Below are 17728 nucleotides of genomic sequence, written 5' to 3'. Positions count from 1 at the left end.
CCGCACACCCGCCTGACACCCCTCCCGCGCACCCGCGTCACACTCCCTGGCGCGGGCCCGCGGGCTACCCGGAAGGATCACCGTGGCCCACTCCGAACGGCCCGCGGCCGTCGAAGTCCACCACCCCATCCCGATCACCATGCACGCGCCCGCCGCACCCCTCGTGCCCGTACAGCCGGGCCCGGCATCCGCGGTGCAGTCGATCGTGCTGCCCAACGGCCAGGTGGTCACCGGCTACCCCTTAGCCCCCGCGCCCGCCCCGGAACCCCTCGACGCGCGGCCGGCCATCTCCCGCACCGCGGTGAACATCGCCCTCGGGGGCATCGGGTTCGGCGCGGTGTGCGGGGGACTGGTCCTGCTCACCTCGTTCATCGCCGCACTGACCGCGTTCATCACCCAGCTCATCACCCTCGCCGCGGTCATCTTCGGCGGCTGGATCGCCGTACAGATCTTCGGCACGACCAGCCGGCACAGCGGCGGGACCACGGTCAACATCCGCAAAGCCGTGATCAAGCGCAGCCACTTCCACGGGTAGAGGCTCAGGCGGTGAGGGGAAAGCCTTCGAATCCCTCAGGCGTCCTCGTCACCAGAGCGATGTTCTCCGCCTTCAACAGCTCCTGCACGTCCTCGCTGGGCGCTTCCGGCAGCAGCACCGCGAGCCGCAAACCGGCCGGCACGTCCAAGTGCCGGCGGTAGTCCAAGAGCTGGCCGATCGCGAAGCGCACGGCGTTGCGACTCGCCTGCCCCTTGGCTTCGTACAGCACGTTGTCGGTGCTGTCGTACAAGTCCGGCACCAGGGCGCCCACTTCGCCCTTGACTGTGATCTGGAAGCTCTTGAAGACGTGGCCTACCGCCGTCAGGTGCTCCTCGAACGCGGTGACCAACTGGCCCTCACGGCGGACGACCTGCCGCTCACCAACCCGGATGGTGGCGGTGGTGCTCTCCGTGGAGTGCTTCTCCGTCTTCTTGTCCTTGACCCCGGTCTGCTTCGCCTTCTGCTTCGCGGGCGGAGCAGGCGCCTTCGGACTTGCCGGCAACTCGACCACACTGCTCACGCTGGCAGGCATCGCCATGTCTGCATCCGTCAGCGACCACTCCACCCCCGGCACGGGACGCAAGCGGAAGACGAACACCCTCCGCATCACCTTGTCTCCGCCCGGCGCATGGCGTTCCACGTAGGGAAGCACCGGGTCCACCAGGGCCGGCCCCACGAACCGGTGCCGCACACCCCCCTTGGCAGCGCCTTTCTTGCTGGCCGCGACGAAAAGCAGGACCCTGCGGCCATCGGTCACGCTGTCCAGCAGGGCTTTGTTCCCAGACGTCATCTGCTGATCCCCCGACATCCCTTCACCGGTGTAGAGGAACAGCGGGCCGTGTTCGTCGTCCTCGACCTGCCCGTCGAAGGTGTAGCCGTGCTTCGCCCCCGCCGCCGGGTCGGAGTAGATCAGCACCGTTTCGCCATTCGCCGGGGTCTGGATACCCCCCTGGATCGCTCCGCCGTAGATCGCCTTCACCTCAGCGCGCGTCGCGATCGTGCCTGGAACAAGGTCGTCAGTCGCCATGAGACGCAACCTATCCAGCCCCACTGACACAAGCCCTTGCCGGTACCCGCCGGCAAGCAGGGCGGCCCCCTCGTCTCGCCAAAGTCGCGGGGCCGCCCTGACCAACCAGTCCTCGACAGACCTGTTGGAGGTCTCCAGCATGACCCAACCCACTCGCATCCGGCGAGCCCTCGCCTTCCTCGCCTCCCGGACGCTGGAGGTCGCAGCGTGAGCAACCACCTGCACACGGCCCTCCAGCTCGCGGTCGAGGGGCTGCCCGTGCTGCCGCTGCGCAAGGGCAAGGTGCCCTTCGCCAACTGCCCCGCGTGCCTGTACACCTCGTGCGGTGGCCGGCCGAACATGAAGAACCCCGGCCCCTGCACTTGCCCCGCCCCCTGCCACGGCTGGGCCGCCGCTACAACCGACACCAGCGTCATCATCTCGCCGGCATGGGCGAGCGCATGGCAATGCGCCGCGGCCGTGGCCTACCACCCCGGCGGCGCCGGCCTGACGGTCGTGGACTGCGACAACGCCGACGCCATGGCGTGGGCCCGCGAGACCCTGCCCAAGACGCGGACCGTGCCCACGACCCGCGGCGAGCACTGGCTCTACCGCGGGACGATGCCGTCGGCCAACGGCGTGCGGCCCGGCGTGGACATCAAGTCCACCATGTCCTACGCCCGCTGGCTCGGGCCCGGCACCGGCACCCTGGCCGCGCTGCCCGACATCGTGCGCGCACTCACCGCAGCCAAGCCCCCGACCCCCGTACCCGTCAGGGTTCCCGCGCCGACCGGGGGCGGGGAATGCCGCCACCGCACCCCCGCCTACCTCGAACGCGGCATCGCCATGGCGGAACAGCGCATCACCGACGCCCGCAGCACGATCCACACCACCGTCTACCGCACCTTCCTGGCCGTGCTCTCAACGCACGGCCGGTGCGGTTGCCTCACCGAGGACCACATCGCCCGCCTGTTCACCGCCGCTCAGACCAAGGGCGAAACACCCCGACACTGCACGGACGCGTGGACCAACGCCCGCACCCGGTTGGGGCTTTGAGCATGGACGACGACGACAAGAACCCAGCACGGAAGGTCATCGCGGACTACGCCCAAGAGCGCTTTCGCTACTTCCGCACCGCGGACGGCACGGTCTACGCACAGCGCAACGGCCACCCCGTCGCCCGCCCCATCCGCTCCCAAGGCACCACCGGAAGCCACCGCCAAGAACTCATGGTCGGACTGTTCAAAGACGGACTAGGCACGTTCAACGGCACCGCGATGAAGGAGGCACTCGACTTGATCGAAGCACTCGCCCTCACCGAGCAGGTCCAGCCCGTCCACATCCGCGTCGCCCCCGGCCTGGACGGGGCCACCTGGCTGGACCTGGGTCGCACCGACGGCCAGTCCGTGCGCATCCACCCCACCGGCTGGGACATCCGCACCCCCAACCCGGCAGAGGTGTGCTGGCGGCGCACCCAACTGACCGGCGAACTCCCTTTGCCCGTCAAGGACACCAACGGCAAGGGCATCGACCTGCTGTTTCGGCTGTGCAACTTCGCCAACGCGGAGACGGAGTGCCTGGCCATGGCCTGGCTGATCGGCTGCCTGGAACCCTCCGTGCCCGTCCCCGCCCCCTTCCTCACCGGCCCCCAGGGCGCGGGCAAATCCACCGGCGGAAGGATGCTGATCCGGCTCATCGAGGGCATGACCGGAGACCTGCGCCGGGCCCCGAAGGACGAGGACAACCTGATCGCGGCCGTGGCCGCGGGATGGGTCACCGCGCTGGACAACCTCTCCCACATGACCCCGGACCTGTCGGATGCCATGTGCTGCATCGTCACCGGAGCCGAGTCCGTCAAGCGCGCCCTGTTCACCGACGGAGACGTCTTCCGCGCCCGCTACCGCCGCCCCCTACTCCTGACCGGCATCGACGTCGGCGTCATCCGCCCCGACCTCGCCGAACGCCTCCTCCCGCTCCGCCTCGAACGCCCGAAGGTGCGGCGCACCGAAGCGGAGCTGTGGACCGAGTACGCCGAAGCCCTGCCCGTCATGCTCGGCTCCCTACTGGACCTGACCGTCAAAGTCCGCGCCGCCACCGCCGAGACGCCAACCGACCTGCGCATGGCCGACTTCGCCCACCTGTGCGCACAGCTCGACGAGGCCATGGGCCTCGGAGCTCTGCCCGCCTACCGGGCCGGGCTGGACGACCTCAACGACGACGTCATCGAGGGCGACCTGCTCGCACAGACCGTGCTCCAGTACGCGGCCGGCATGCAGCCCGGGGCGCAGGAGCGGATGACGTCCGCGGAGTGGCTGCACCTGCTCACCCAGCTCTACAGCGGCGAGGACTGCCGCCCCGTGCCCAAGGGATGGCCGACCACTGGCAAGGTGCTCTCCGACCGCCTCAAGCGCCTTCAGCCCACCCTCGCCGCCCGCGGCCTGGTCGTGGACTGGGGACGCACCAAAACGGCCCGCTACATCGAGCTTGCCGAACCCGCACCGGCGCCGGCACCCGGGCCGCAGCAGGAAGCCGCGTTCTGAACATGCAGGTCACCCCGCAACGGCAAGAAGAGCACCCGCGGCGACGCGGCGATGGGTGCTCCTCTTGCTGTTCGGGGCGCAGCACCGCCCCAAGGACGTGCCGCGTAGCGGCTCCTTCTTCGCGTCCTGAGCCGCGCACAACAACAGACACCACCACCTCTCTTTTCCTAAGTAGGGGAACGCTGCGTCACCTGCGTCACCCACGCCGGAAAACGGCCCCTGACCAGCACAGAAGGCGGTGACGCAGAGCCCAACCGGCTGCGTCATCGTGCGTCACCTGCGTCACCCCCCGGTGACGCAGGTGACGCGGCGGTGACGCAGCCCCACCGCGCTCCGTCACCGATAACCGCAGGTCAGCGACCTGAATGACGCAGGTGACGCGGTGACGCAGAAATCCGAACCTCGGACAGGTGCAGGCTCCCGCCTGCCTTTCCCCCCACGGCACCAGCACCAATCGTCACGGAGCACCCCCGAGCGACCCCGAGGAGATACGCCCCGATGAGTACCGCCCTCGCCCCCGCCGATCAGTTGCTTTACACCCCCGAGGAGGCCGCCACGGTCCTTCGCTTCGGCCGCTCCACCGTCTACGAGCTCATGGCCGAAGGCGCCCTGAAATACGTCAAGCGAGGCCGCTCCCGCCGAATCCGCCGGAGCGACCTTGAGGCATTCGTGAACAGCCTCGAACCGATGCCCAACTGACCCACACGCACCTTGAGGCGGCCTCGGACCACAGGTTCGAGGCCGCCTCTCGCATGGAGGAGCACATGAGCCCCCGCAACGCGAACATGGAGTCGTCCATCTACGAGGGCAACGACGGCTGGTGGCACGGCCGCGTGACCATGGGCGTCAAGGACGACGGCAGCCCCGACCGCCGCCACCGCCGCGCCCGCACGGAATCCGAAGTGAAGCGCAAGGTCCGCGAGTTGGAGGCCCTGCGCGACAAGGGACGCGCACCCAAGGCCGGCCGCAAGCCGACCGTGGAGGGGTGGATGACCACCTACCTGACCGACATCGCATCCCTGAAGCTCAAGCCGCGCTCCCTGGACGACTACTGGTCCAAAACCAAGAACGACATCATCCCCGGCATCGGCAAGCACCGAATCGACAAGCTTCAGCCGGAACACCTTGAGCGGATGTACCGCGCGATGCTCGATGAAGGTCACGCCCCCTCGCACGTCCTCAAGGTGCACCGCATCCTCTCCCGCGCCCTGAAAATCGCTCACCGTCGTCGGCTCATCGTCGAGAACGTGGCCACTCTCGTGGACCCGCCCACAGTGGATGAGACCGAGGCGAACCCGTTCACGACGGACGAGGCACAGGCATTTCTGGAGGCCGCCGCCAAGCGACCCACCTTCATGCGGTGGTGCGTCGGCGTCGGCATGGGCTTCCGACAGGGCGAGACGCTGGGCCTGCGGTGGCCGTACGTCGACCTCGACAACGAGCTGTTCCACCCCCAGTGGCAGCTTCAGCGGCTCACGTGGCGCCACGGCTGCCAGGACCCCCACGCCTGCGGCGGGCGCCTCCACCGCTTCGATTCGTGCCCGACTGACTGCACGACGCACAAGAACTACAAGCGCGGGTGCCCCAAGCCGTGCCCCAAGGGCTGCACAAGGCACGCGAGCGTCTGCCCGGAACGCAAAGGCGGGGGCCTGGTCTTCACCCGCCCCAAGACCAAGAAGAGCAGGAACGCCGTGCCCATCCCGCCGCCGTTCATTTCCTACCTGCGCGAGCACAAGGCGCAGCAGGAGGCAATGCGCATCGCGGCCGGAGACGAGTGGCAGGAACACAAGCTGGTCTTCACCCGCCCGGACGGCCGGCCCCTCGACCCCCGCCAGGACTGGGAGGAATTCAAGGAACTGCTGAAAGAGGCTGGGATCGATGACCGCCGCCTCTACGACGGCAGCCGCCACACCGCCGGCACCATCCTGAACGAACTCGGGGTGGACATGCCCACGATCATGGAGATCCTCCGGCACACCCAGATCAGCCAGACCCGCCGGTACGTGAAAGGCAGATCCCACCTCTCCAAGGACGCCATGCGCCGCATGGGAGACGCCTTCATGCCCGGCAAGAAACCCCCAGCCGAGAATGCGGACACCCGCGCGGCGCGCGCTCGCCGTCGTCGCCGCATCCGCTGAACAAGAGGGCCTGTCCCAACTTCAGCACGCCCTGCCGTGCACGCACCGCGGCAGGGTCTGCAGTTAGGCCCCGCGACCACTGCGGTCCAGCGGAAATTGTCTCGGGATAGTCGGTGATGCGCTCTAAGATCGTTGGTCATGGTCGTATACAGGGACTGGAACCGGACGGATTCCTCGCCGAAACGGGCATCGGAGCCGGATGCCGAGTTTCTCGACAGAATCGCTGGCCCATTCTGGGATCAGGTTCGGGGCGTGATCAACGATTGGGTGTCACACTTCCCGGCCCAGGCTCAGTCCGGCTTGCGCAGTCGACTGCTGGACCGGAACTCCGATGCGAACGTTTTCTCAGCGCTGTGGGAGTTGTACCTGCACGAGATGCTGCTCGGTTCTGGATGCACCGTGCAGGTTGAGCACCAAGTAGGCACGAATGGCAAGAACCCCGACTTCCTGGTCACCCGCGGCGGAGATCAATTTGTCGTTGAGGCAATCTGGACGGCCCAGCGGCTGAGTGACACCTCGGGTACGTCGCTCCCACCTCAGCTGAGTGATGCCATCGATCGTGTGCCTAGTCCAAACTTCTTCCTGTCCTACACGCTCAACAGCGTCGGTCCCTCAACTCCCTCGCAGAGGCGTTTGAAGACTGAGCTGACACGATGGTTGGCGAGTTTGGACCCTGACCAAGTCATTGCCGGGTACGAACGCAAGATGCCGCTGCCTAGGCGCACCTGGCGGGAGGCGGGCTGGAGCATCACGTTCGAGGCGATCCCTCGCAGTCCCGGCAGGCGAGGCGATCCGACGAGTAGGACAATTGGCGTCCACGCCGCCACCTGGGTTGACGAATCGAATCTCGTGCTCGACGCAGTCAAGAGGAAGGGCGGGAAGTACGGGGACCTGGAACTGCCGTTCATTGTGGCTGTTGGGCATGCAGCCTTGTTCCCTGAAGATGAGGACACCGAGAACGCGCTTTACGGAACCTCAGTCGAGTACGTCCGTGCTGGCACATCAACCTTCGGCAGAAAGCTCAACGGCTATTGGACTGCCACGTACGATCATGACCACAGTCGGGTCAGCGGCGTGCTCCTCGTGGACAACCCGGCGCCCTGGACTTGGACAAAGAACGCCCCCGTCTTGTGGCAAAGCCCCGACTCCAAGTCGCTTCCGGCCCCCGTCCTCCCCACCTGGGCAACGGCACAACTGGGCGAGTTGCACGTCGTGCACCAACCGGCTGCTCACCCCATCCACACCGCACTCGGTCTGCCCAAAGACTGGCCGGCCGGAGACGCCTTCCCTCGACGTCACCACAGCGACTCAAGCTGAAGGCGTCGGCACCCTCTCCAGTTCCTGCGCCTGGCAGGAGTGACCACGCGCCACCGGTGCTACACGGGGGAAGCCTTCATGCCCAGCCAGGAACACCGAACTGAGACCAAGACTGAGACCATGGACAGTCGCGCGGCCAGCACACAGCGCCGTCGCCGCATCCAGCAAAAGCAAAAGCCCCAGGTCACGGCGAGTGAGTCCTGAGGCTTCCACAGAGCCGCCTTCGGGATTCGAACCCGAGACCTACGCATTACGAGTGCGTTGCTCTGGCCATCTGAGCTAAGGCGGCGCGCTGTCCGCACCATGGTGCGATCAGCAACGTCGGTAAGTCTACACAGTTTCCGGGGGTGCTCCGCACCAGCCCTCGGGGCACCCCCGGACGCTCCGCAGACCAGGCTATGAGCAGCGCTTTCGGGCCGCCGGAGGGGTGCCGCGGAGCAGGTACGCGTTGATCGCGGAGTCGATGCAGGCGCTGCCGCGGCCGTAGGCGGTGTGGCCGTCGCCCTCGTAGGTGAGCAGGCGGGCCGAGGTGAGCTGGGCGGCCAGGGCACGGGCCCAGCGGTAGGGGGTGGCCGGGTCGCGGGTGGTGCCGACCACGACGATCGGCCCGGCGCCCCGCGCCTCGATGCGGTGCGGCTCACCCGTGGGCCCGACCGGCCAGTACGCGCAGCTGAGGGAAGCCCAGGCCAGGCCTTCACCGAAGACCGGGGACGCCTTTTCGAACGCCGGGACGGCCTTCTCGACCTGCTCCGGGCGGTCGTACGCGGGCGGGAGGTCGAGGCAGTTCACCGCCGTGTTGGCGGCCATCAGGTTGCTGTAGCGGCCGTCGCCGTCCCGCTCGTAGTAGCTGTCGGCGAGGACCAGGAGACCGGCGCCGTCCCTCTCCCTCATCGCCGAGGTCAGCGCCTCCCGCAGCTGCGCCCAGGAGCTCTCGTCGTACATCGCCGCGATCACACCGGTCGTGGCGAGGGCCTCGCCGAGGGTGCGGCCGTCCGCGTCTCCGGTGGGGACCGGGTGCGCGTCGAGCTTCCGGAAGAACGCCTTGAGGTTCCGGCCGACCTCCGCGACCGGGGTGCCCTTCGCGCCGAGCGGGCAGTCCGGTTGCTGCACACAGTCCTTCGCGAACGACCGGAACGCCGTCTCGAAGCCCGCCGTCTGGTCGAGGTTCACCCGGCGCGCGGGCAGCGAGGGGTCCATCGCGCCGTCCAGCACCAGCCGCCCCGAGCGGCCGGGGAAGAGTCCCGCGTACGTCGCCCCGAGGAACGTCCCGTACGACGCCCCCACGTAGTTCAGCTTCCGGTCGCCCAGCGCCGCCCGCACGATGTCCATGTCCCGGGCCGCCTCGACGGTCGACACATGCCGCAGCAGCCTCGCCGAGTGCGCGCCGCACTCCTCCGCGAACTTCTTGTAGGCGTCGACGAGTTCCGTGACCTCGCGCGCGTCGTCGGGGGTGCTGTCCGTCCCCGTGTACGTGTCCATGTCCCGCCCGTCGAGGCATGCGACGGGCTCGCTGCGGGCGACTCCGCGCGGGTCCACCGCGACCACGTCGTAACGGGCCCGCACCTCGGCCGGGTAGCCGATCCCGGCGTACGCCTGGGCGTACCCGACCGCCGAACCGCCCGGTCCGCCCGGGTTCACGAACAGCGACCCGAGGCGCTCACCCGGCCCGGTGGCCTTCTTGCGGGTGACGGCGAGCCGGACGTCCCCGCCGGCCGGCTGGTCGTAGTCGAGCGGCGCACGCAGGGTGGCGCACTGGAAACCCGGCACCCCGCACTCGCGCCAGCGCGCCTTCTGCGCGTAGTACGGCGCGAGGGCGGCCGGTGTCGACCGCGGCAGGGCGCCGAGGGCCACGTCGGCGGCCGAGGTGGCCGAGGTCGTCGAGGCGCCCGCGGAGCAGGCGGAGACGAGCAGCGCGGCGACACCGAGGAGGATGCCACCGGCACGGGCCGTGCGTGCCGGTGCCGACGCCTGTGCCCGGCGAAGGGGAAGCCTGCGGCCGGTGCGGCGGGGATTACGCCTGATGTGCATCGGGCGAGCGTAACTCTCCGCACTGACGCGCATGCTCTGCGTGCGCAATGCGGCCCGTACGAGTGACCCGGTCAAACGCATGATCACCCGTCGCTCCCGGTCCTCAGCCCGCTCGGAGCGCCATCGTCATGGCCTCCACCGCGAGCAGCGGGGCCACATTGCGGTCGAGGGCGTCGCGGCAGGCACCGATCGCCTCGATTCGGCGGAGCGTGGTCTCCGGGGAGCTGCCGCGGGCGAGCCGCTCCAGGGCGTCCTCGGCGTCCGCGTTGGCGATCGCGACCCGGGAGCCGAGCTGGAGGGCGAGGACGTCCCGGTAGAACGCGGTGAGGTCGGTCAGGGCCAGGTCGAGGCTGTCGCGCTGGGTTCGGGTGCGGCGGCGCTTCTGCCGGTCCTCCAGGTCCTTCATCACGCCCGCCGTGCCGCGGGGCATGCGGCCGCCCTGGGAGGCGCCCATCGCCGCCTTCAGCTCCTCGGTCTCCTTGCCGTCCATCTCCTCGGCGAGCTGCTTGGCGTCGTCGGCCGCGGCGTCGACGAGCTCCTGCGCCGCCTTGAGACAGCCGCCGATGTCGTCGATCCGCAGGGGCAGTTTCAGCACGGCGGCACGGCGCTCACGGGCGGCCGGGTCGGTGGCGAGGCGGCGGGCCCGGTCGACATGGCCCTGGGTGGCACGGGCGGCGGCCAGCGCGGCGGCCGGCTCGACGCCCTCCCGGCGCACGAGCATGTCGGCGACGGCCTCCACGGAGGGAGTGCTCAGGTTCAGGTGGCGGCAGCGGGAGCGGATCGTCGGCAGGACGTCCTCGATGGACGGCGCGCACAGCAGCCAGACCGTGCGGGGGGCGGGCTCCTCCACGGCCTTGAGGACCGCGTTGGCCGATTTCTCGTTCAGCCGCTCGGCGTCCTCGACGAGGATGATCTGCCAGCGGCCGTTGGCCGGCGAGGTGAAGGACTTGCGGACGGTGTCCCGCATGTCGTCGGCGAGGATCTGGGTGCCGACGGCGGCCACGGAACTGACGTCGGCGTGGGTGCCGATGAGCGCCGTATGACACCCGTCGCAGAACCCGCAGCCGGGCGCTCCCCCCAGGGCCCGGTCCGGACTGACGCACTGAAGCGCGGCGGCGAAGGCCCGCGCCGCCTGGTTCCGGCCCGCCCCCGGGGGGCCGGTGAACAGCCAGGCGTGCGTCATCTTCGACGCCTCGGGCGGCGGGGCCTGGGTGGCGACGGCGGTGACCAGGGCGTCGGCGTCCCGAGCGGCGGCCGCGAGCTGCTCGCTCACCCTCTCCTGGCCGACCAGGTCGTCCCATACGGTCATGGGTCACGCCGCCCTTTCGTTGTGCTCAGTGCTCCGGGTCCATTGTGCGGGTGGGCACTGACAACGGGTCGACGGACGGCCGTCGGCCGCGGGCCGGTGGGCAGGTGGCTGCAGCTCGACGTGCCCTCGCCGCACCCACTCAGGGGCGCGGGGAACTGCGCGACCAGCCACAACGCACCCGCGCCCGCACAACGACCGCTACCGCCCCCGGCCCCGCCGTCCCCGATCGTCCCCGTACTCGTCGTCATGCGGCCCGAGCAACTCGTCCGCCAACGTCGGCAGATCGTCCAGCGGAGTCTCCTCGGCCCAGTCCGACCGGCCCCTGCGCCGAGGCGTCCCCTGCTCGTCGACCTGCGGCAGCTCCCGCGTGCGCTCCTCGTCCCGGAAGTACCCCCGCGGCACCCGGTCCGAGGGCCCCTCCCCCGGCGCCGGAGGCACGGGGGGCAGTACGGCCGTCTCCTCGGCCGAGCCCGGAGGCGCGACGGGCGGCAGCACCGCAGTCTCATCGGCGGCACCCGGCGGGACGGGCGGCAGCACCGCCGTCTCGTCCGCCGCACCCGGAGGAACCGGCGGCTGCGGAAGCTCGGCCGTCACCTCGGAGTCCGCCTCGCCGGACGCCCCGGAGGACTCCTCGTCGTCCTTCACCATGGACACGCGGGGCAGCACCGCCGTCTCGTCCACCGGACCGCCCGACGCGTTCGTCGGCGTCACCACGGGCGTGGGCACGGTCGCCGCGTCCATCCCCGGCGCGGGAGTGGCGGCCTGCCTGGGCCCCTCCTCCGCCGCCGCGGCCGCGGCCTCGGCGAGCCGCCGGGCCTCCTCCGCCCGCAGCAACGCCTCCTCGGCCTTGCGCTGCTTCTCCAGCCGCCGCTCCTCGGCCTCGGCACGCAGGCGCGCCTCCTCCTCGGCCCGCTTGCGGGCGGCCTCCTCCTGGGCCTTGCGCCGCGCCTCCTCCTCGGCGCGGGCCTTCTCCTCGGCCAGGAGCCGCGCCCGCTCCTCCTCGGCACGCCTGCGCGCTTCCTCGGCCCGCAGCCGGGCCTCCTCCGCCTGGCGTTCGGCCTCGCGGCGCTGGGCCTCCTCCAGCTCGCGCCGCTTGCGCTCCTCCTCCTCGGCCTTCAACCGGGCGAGCTGCTCCTGGCGCTCCCGCTCCAGGCGCTCCTCCTCGGCCTTGCGCGCGGCCTCCTCCTCGGTCCTGCGCCGCGCCTCCTCCTCGGCCTTGCGGCGGGCCTCCTCCTGCTCCCGGATCTCCTGCTCGGACAGCGGCAGCATCTGGTCCAGGCGGTGGCGTACGACGGTCGAGACGGCCTCGGGCTCCTGTCCCGCGTCCACGACCAGGTAGCGGCCGGGGTCGGCGGCGGCCAGCGTGAGGAATCCGGACCGCACGCGCGCGTGGAACTCCGCGGGCTCCGACTCCAGCCGGTCCGGCGCCTCGGTGAACCGCTCGCGGGCGATCTCCGGGGACACGTCCAGCAGGACCGTCAGATGCGGTACCAGTCCGTTCGTCGCCCAGCGGTTGATGCGGGCGATCTCCGTCGGGGACAGGTCGCGCCCGGCGCCCTGGTAGGCCACCGAGGAGTCGATGTACCGGTCGGAGATCACGACAGCGCCGCGCTCCAGCGCGGGACGGACGACGGTGTCCACGTGCTCCGCGCGGTCCGCCGCGTACAGCAGCGCCTCCGCGCGGTGCGAGAGCCCGGCGCTCGACACGTCCAGCAGGATCGACCGCAGCCGCTTGCCCACCGGGGTCGCCCCCGGCTCGCGCGTCACCACGACCTCGTGTCCCTTGGCCCTGATCCACTCGGCGAGCGCCTCGGCCTGGGTGGACTTCCCGGCGCCGTCACCGCCTTCCAGCGCGATGAAGAATCCGGTGCCGGCGGGCACGGTCACCGGGTCGTCGCCGCCGAGCAGCGCGTCCCGCAGGTCGTGCCTGAGCGGTACGCCGGACCGGTCGTCGACCTTGGCGAGCACCAGCGCGGCCACCGGCAGCAGCAGCGCGCCGACCAGCATCAGGGTGAACGCGGCGCCGCCGTGCGCGAACACGAACTTGCCGTTCTCCAGCCGGTGCGGGCCGATCGCCGCGGCCACCAGGGGTGCGACCAGCGCGCCGAACGCCACAGCGACCCGCACGACCGCGTGCAGATGCTCGGTGGTCCGGGCCCGCCGGTACTCCTCGGTCTCCTGGTCCAGCAGGGTGTGCCCGGTGTTGGCGGCCACGCCCGCACCGACACCGGCCAGCGCCTCGATCAGCAGCACGGTGGTGACGTCCGGGACGAGCCCGGCGGCCAGCAGGGCGACACCGGTGAAGGCGATCGCCAGCGCGAGCAGCCGGCGCCGCGAGAGCGAGACGAGCACCCTGGGGGCCGTACGGATGCCGATGACGACACCGCCGGTCAGCGCGAGCACCATCAGCCCGTACAGCACCGGGCCGCCGCCCAGGTCCTTGGCGTGCAGCACAGCGACGGCCACGGCGGCCGCGATCGCCCCTGCGATCGCGGCGCAGGCCGGCACCAGCAGCGGGATCGCGCCGGTACGGCCCTTGTCGACGCCGGTGCCCGTCTTGGGCCGGCGCAGCCCCTCCAGCGGCGAACGCGCGCGCGGGGTGCGGGTGTCGGGCAGTTCCAGGAAGGTCAGCAGGGACAGGGACGCGGCGAACAGTCCGGCCGCGACGTACGACGCGAGGGCCGCCTGGTGCTGGCCGAACCAGGCGATGCCGGAGCCCAGCAGGTTGTTGAGCAGGCCCGCGACGACGAGCGCGGCACCGGCGAGCGGGATCGCCACGAAGGTCGTCCGCAGCGACAGGCGGCGCAGCGCGTCCAGGTGGTCCGGCAGCGGTCGTACCGTGGCCCCCTCCGGCGGCGGGGCCGGCAGCAGGGCGGGTGCCGCGCTCTCACGGCACACGGTCCAGAAGCGCTCGGCGACGCCGGTCACGAAGACGGTCACCAGGAGCATCGCCAGGGCGTCGTCCGGCATCCAGTCGATCCACAGCGGCGCGACGATGAGCAGGGCAAGCCTGACCCCGTCCGCGCCGACCATGGTCCAGCGGCGGTCGAGCGGCCCCTCGTGCGAGGTGAGCGAGGTCAGCGGGCCGAGCAGGACGGCGCCGAAGAGCAGCGTCGCCAGGATGCGCGTACCGAAGACGGTCGCCACTGCGAACGCCGCGCCCCGGTAGCCGCCGCTGAACGAGCCCCCGGCGATCGCCGCCTGAAGGGCCAGCAGCACCAGCACCAGGAGTGCGAGGGTGTCGCCGATCCCGCCGACGAGCTGGGCGCTCCACAGGCGTTTGAGCTGGGGCCTGCGCAGCAGGGCGCGGACGGCGCGCTCGCGGGAGTCCGCGACCAGGGCGTCGTCGGGGGCCGGTTCAGGGGCCGTTGGCTGCTCCGCACGGGTCATGCGTTCAGCCTATCGGGAGCCACCGACAGCCCGGAGGGCCCGTCCTGACGTGCGCACGTCCCGACACCAAAGTGATGCCGGGACGTTCGCATTGCGAAGCCTTGGTGGAGGAACAGCGCCGGACCTAGTCCTCCGACGCCGCCTTCGAAGCCGCCGCCTTCTTCGCGGTGGCGGTCGTCTTCTTCGCCGTGGTCTTCTTCGCGGCCGTCGTGGTCTTCTTCGCCGCGGTCTTCTTGGCGGCCGTCGCCTTCTTGGCCGGGGCCTTCTTGGCGGGCGCCTTCTTCGCCGTCTTCTTGGCGGGCCCCTTGGCCCGCTTCTCGGCGAGCAGCTCGAAGCCGCGCTCGGGGGTGATCTCCTCGACGCTGTCGCCGGAGCGCAGGGTCGCGTTGGTCTCCCCGTCGGTCACATACGGGCCGAAGCGGCCGTCCTTGACCACGACCGGCTTCTCGCTGACCGGGTCGGTGCCGAGCTCCTTCAGCGGCGGCTTGGCGGCCGCGCGCCCGCGCTGCTTGGGCTGGGAGTAGATCTGCAGCGCCTCTTCGAGGGTGATCGTGAAGAGCTGCTCCTCCGTCTGGAGCGAGCGCGAGTCCGTGCCCTTCTTCAGGTACGGGCCGTAGCGGCCGTTCTGCGCGGTGATCTCCTGGCCCTCGGCGTCGACGCCGACGACCCGCGGCAGCGACATCAGCTTGAGGGCGTCCGCCAGCGTCACGGTGTCCAGGGACATCGACTTGAACAGCGAGGCCGTACGCGGCTTCACGGCGTTCTTGCCGGTCTTCGGGGTGCCCTCGGGGAGCACCTCGGTGACGTAGGGGCCGTAGCGGCCGTCGCGGGCGATGATCTGGTGGCCCGTCGCGGGGTCGGCGCCGAGCTCGAAGTCGCCGCTGGGCTTGGCCAGCAGCTCCTCCGCGAGTTCGACGGACAGCTCGTCCGGGGCGAGGTCCTCGGGCACGTCCGCCCGCTGGTGGCCCTCGGAGTCCTTCTCGCCGCGCTCGATGTACGGGCCGTAGCGGCCGACCCGCAGCACGATGCCGTTGCCCACCGGGAACGACGACACCTCGCGCGCGTCGATCGCGCCCAGGTCGGTCACCAGCTCCTTGAGGCCGCCGAGGTGGTCCCCGTCGCCGTTGCCGGCCTCGGCCGCGCCACCGATGCCGGTGCCCTCGCCGAAGTAGAACCGCTTCAGCCACGGCACGGACTGGGCCTCGCCACGGGCGATGCGGTCGAGGTCGTCCTCCATCCTGGCGGTGAAGTCGTAGTCGACGAGCCGCCCGAAGTGCTTCTCCAGGAGGTTGACCACGGCGAAGGACAGGAAGGACGGCACGAGTGCCGTGCCCTTCTTGAAGACGTAGCCGCGGTCGAGGATCGTGCCGATGATCGACGCGTACGTCGACGGGCGGCCGATCTCGCGCTCCTCGAGCTCCTTGACCAGGCTGGCCTCGGTGTAGCGGGCCGGGGGCTTGGTGGCGTGCCCGTCGACCGTGATCTCCTCGGCGGACAGCGGGGCGCCCTCACTGACCTGGGGCAGCCGGCGCTCGCGGTCGTCCAGCTCGGCGTTCGGGTCGTCGGCGCCCTCGACGTAGGCCTTGAGGAAGCCGTGGAAGGTGATCGTCTTGCCGGAGGCGCTGAACTCGACGTCCCGGCCGTCGGCGGCGGTGCCGCCGATCTTCACGGTGACGCTGTTGCCGGTCGCGTCCTTCATCTGCGAGGCGACGGTGCGCTTCCAGATCAGCTCGTAGAGCTTGAACTGGTCACCGGTCAGGCCGGTCTCGGCGGGCGTGCGGAAACGATCACCCGAGGGACGGATCGCCTCGTGCGCCTCCTGGGCGTTCTTGACCTTCCCGGCGTACGTCCGCGGGCTCGACGGCAGGTAGTCGGCGCCGTAGAGCTGGGTGACCTGGGCGCGGGCCGCGGCGACGGCGGTGTCGCTGAGGGTCGTGGAGTCCGTACGCATGTAGGTGATGAAGCCGTTCTCGTACAGCTTCTGGGCCACCTGCATGGTCGCCTTCGCGCCGAAGCCGAGCTTGCGCGAGGCCTCCTGCTGGAGGGTCGTCGTACGGAACGGGGCGTACGGCGAGCGGCGGTACGGCTTGGACTCGACCGAGCGGACCGCGAACCGCGTCTGCTCCAGGGCCGCGGCCAGCGCACGGGCGTTGGCCTCGTCCAGGTGCAGGGTGTTCGCGCTCTTGAGCTGCCCCAGGGAGTCGAAGTCGCGGCCCTGCGCGACCCGCCTGCCGTCGACGGTCTGAAGTCGGGCGACCAGCGACGACGGGTCCGAGGGATCTCCCGCGCGGCCGGTCGAGAAGGTGCCCGTCAGGTCCCAGTACTCGGCGGAACGGAACGCGATGCGCTCGCGCTCCCGCTCGACGACGAGCCGGGTGGCGACCGACTGGACACGGCCGGCCGACAGGCGCGGCATGACCTTCTTCCACAGGACCGGCGAGACCTCGTAGCCGTAGAGGCGGTCGAGGATGCGGCGGGTCTCCTGGGCGTCGACCAGCTTCTGGTTCAGCTCGCGCGGGTTGGCGACGGCGGCCTGGATCGCGGCCTTGGTGATCTCGTGGAAGACCATCCGCTTGACCGGGACCTTGGGCTTGAGGACCTCCTGGAGGTGCCAGGCGATGGCCTCGCCCTCGCGGTCCTCATCGGTGGCGAGGAAGAGCTCGTCGGAGTCCTTCAGCAGGTCCTTGAGCTTCTTGACCTGGGCCCGCTTGTCGGCGTTGACGACATAGATCGGCTCGAAGTCGTGCTCGACGTCCACGCCGAGGCGGCGCACCTCGCCGGTGTACTTCTCGGGCACCTCCGCGGCGCCGTTGGGGAGGTCGCGGATGTGCCCGACGCTCGCCTCGACGACGTATCCGGGGCCGAGATAGCCCTTGATCGTCTTCGCCTTGGCAGGCGACTCGACGATGACGAGTCGGCGGCCGCCCTGTGCGGTCTCGCTGGTCGGGGACAACTTCGCTCTTCTCTCCGGTCGACGCTGGGGTATCCCCAGGCCTTGGTTCCCGGGGTCGGGTCATACGGACGCTTGCGGAGTGTGACGGTACATCCCGCCCCCGTGTCAAACGGGAAAAGCCCGCAACGGCCACTCGAACGGTAACCCGACTACCGCCATTCCTGCCGCCCGGAGTACCCACCGGCCTTTTCGGGCTCATCCGGAGGGCGATCTCCTATTTACTGGTCGTCCCGCTCGCGACGACCTCTCATGTGCCGTCCTAGAGGCCGGTGAAGCACCATGCGCCGAGGGCCAGTGCAATGAGCCCGGCGAGCGTCGCGAGGGTCGCGGATGCGACGGGACTCACACCATGGGCGACGGGCTCGCGATGCCGGACCCGGGCCGCGGTCCACATCAGCAGCCCCCCGCCGAACAGGGCGAACACCATTCCCGCGAAGATCGCCGGTCCGCTCTCCATGGTCTCCCGTGCCCCTTTTCTCCCGGCCGCGCGTGCGCTTGCGATGGAGACTGGC

Annotated in this window: 12 protein-coding genes and 1 tRNA gene; 6 read left to right on the top strand and 7 right to left on the bottom strand. The window is 70.4% G+C overall.

Features of this window, described 5'->3' with window-relative positions; all coding sequences use genetic code 11:
* Positions 1–82: 82 nt before the first annotated feature.
* A complete protein-coding gene (locus M2163_RS27735) occupies positions 83–535 on the top strand; it encodes a hypothetical protein (RefSeq protein WP_280895336.1) in 453 nt (150 codons plus the stop codon).
* A 4-nt stretch (positions 536–539) separates the two neighbouring features.
* On the opposite strand, the gene M2163_RS27730 is transcribed toward M2163_RS27735, so the two are convergent.
* On the bottom strand, positions 540–1562 hold the full coding sequence (locus M2163_RS27730; protein WP_280895335.1) for a hypothetical protein: 1023 nt from the start codon (positions 1560–1562) through the stop codon (positions 540–542).
* A gap of 207 nt (positions 1563–1769) precedes the next feature.
* On the opposite strand from M2163_RS27730, the gene M2163_RS27725 reads away from it, so the two are divergent.
* The 5 genes from M2163_RS27725 to M2163_RS27705 all read left to right on the top strand — a co-directional run bounded on the left by M2163_RS27725 (position 1770) and on the right by M2163_RS27705 (position 7536).
* Positions 1770–2597: a bifunctional DNA primase/polymerase gene (locus M2163_RS27725; protein ID WP_280895334.1), complete on the top strand. Its 828-nt coding sequence runs from the start codon at positions 1770–1772 to the stop codon at positions 2595–2597.
* A 2-nt stretch (positions 2598–2599) separates the two neighbouring features.
* Positions 2600–4081 carry an ATP-binding protein gene (locus M2163_RS27720; RefSeq protein ID WP_280895333.1) on the top strand — a complete coding sequence of 494 codons (1482 nt, stop codon included), beginning with the start codon at positions 2600–2602 and terminating at the stop codon, positions 4079–4081.
* Positions 4082–4579: 498 nt separating this feature from the next.
* The gene (locus tag M2163_RS27715) at positions 4580–4780 is read left to right on the top strand and encodes a helix-turn-helix domain-containing protein (protein ID WP_280895332.1); all 201 of its coding nucleotides are present in this window, start codon (positions 4580–4582) and stop codon (positions 4778–4780) included.
* A 65-nt stretch (positions 4781–4845) separates the two neighbouring features.
* Positions 4846–6219, top strand: coding sequence for a site-specific integrase (locus M2163_RS27710; RefSeq protein ID WP_280895331.1), 1374 nt, complete (start codon positions 4846–4848; stop codon positions 6217–6219).
* A gap of 138 nt (positions 6220–6357) precedes the next feature.
* Entirely contained in the window at positions 6358–7536 is a 1179-nt protein-coding gene (locus M2163_RS27705; protein WP_280895330.1) for a hypothetical protein, read from the top strand.
* A gap of 215 nt (positions 7537–7751) precedes the next feature.
* On the opposite strand, the gene M2163_RS27700 is transcribed toward M2163_RS27705, so the two are convergent.
* The 6 genes from M2163_RS27700 to M2163_RS27675 form a co-directional block, all read right to left on the bottom strand.
* Positions 7752–7825, bottom strand: a tRNA-Thr gene (locus M2163_RS27700).
* 107 nt (positions 7826–7932) lie between these two features.
* Positions 7933–9564 carry an alpha/beta hydrolase gene (locus M2163_RS27695; protein ID WP_280895329.1) on the bottom strand — a complete coding sequence of 544 codons (1632 nt, stop codon included), beginning with the start codon at positions 9562–9564 and terminating at the stop codon, positions 7933–7935.
* 103 nt (positions 9565–9667) lie between these two features.
* Positions 9668–10873, bottom strand: coding sequence for a DNA polymerase III subunit delta' (locus M2163_RS27690; RefSeq protein ID WP_280850142.1), 1206 nt, complete (start codon positions 10871–10873; stop codon positions 9668–9670).
* A gap of 198 nt (positions 10874–11071) precedes the next feature.
* The gene (gene tmk, locus M2163_RS27685; protein ID WP_280895328.1) at positions 11072–14263 is read right to left on the bottom strand and encodes a dTMP kinase; all 3192 of its coding nucleotides are present in this window, start codon (positions 14261–14263) and stop codon (positions 11072–11074) included.
* A gap of 124 nt (positions 14264–14387) precedes the next feature.
* Complete coding sequence (gene topA, locus M2163_RS27680; RefSeq protein ID WP_280895327.1) at positions 14388–17216, bottom strand: type I DNA topoisomerase; 2829 nt, start codon at positions 17214–17216, stop codon at positions 14388–14390.
* Between the two features lie 259 nt (positions 17217–17475).
* Positions 17476–17673 (bottom strand): hypothetical protein, encoded by a 198-nt coding sequence (locus M2163_RS27675; protein ID WP_280895326.1) that lies wholly within the window; start codon positions 17671–17673, stop codon positions 17476–17478.
* Between the last annotated feature and the right edge of the window lie 55 nt (positions 17674–17728).

Origin of the sequence: Streptomyces sp. SAI-135 (genome assembly GCF_029893805.1) — a bacterium.
In the GTDB taxonomy this organism is placed as follows: domain Bacteria; phylum Actinomycetota; class Actinomycetes; order Streptomycetales; family Streptomycetaceae; genus Streptomyces.
Note: the sequence above shows the minus strand (reverse complement) of the source record. Positions and strands in the feature narration are given on the sequence as shown.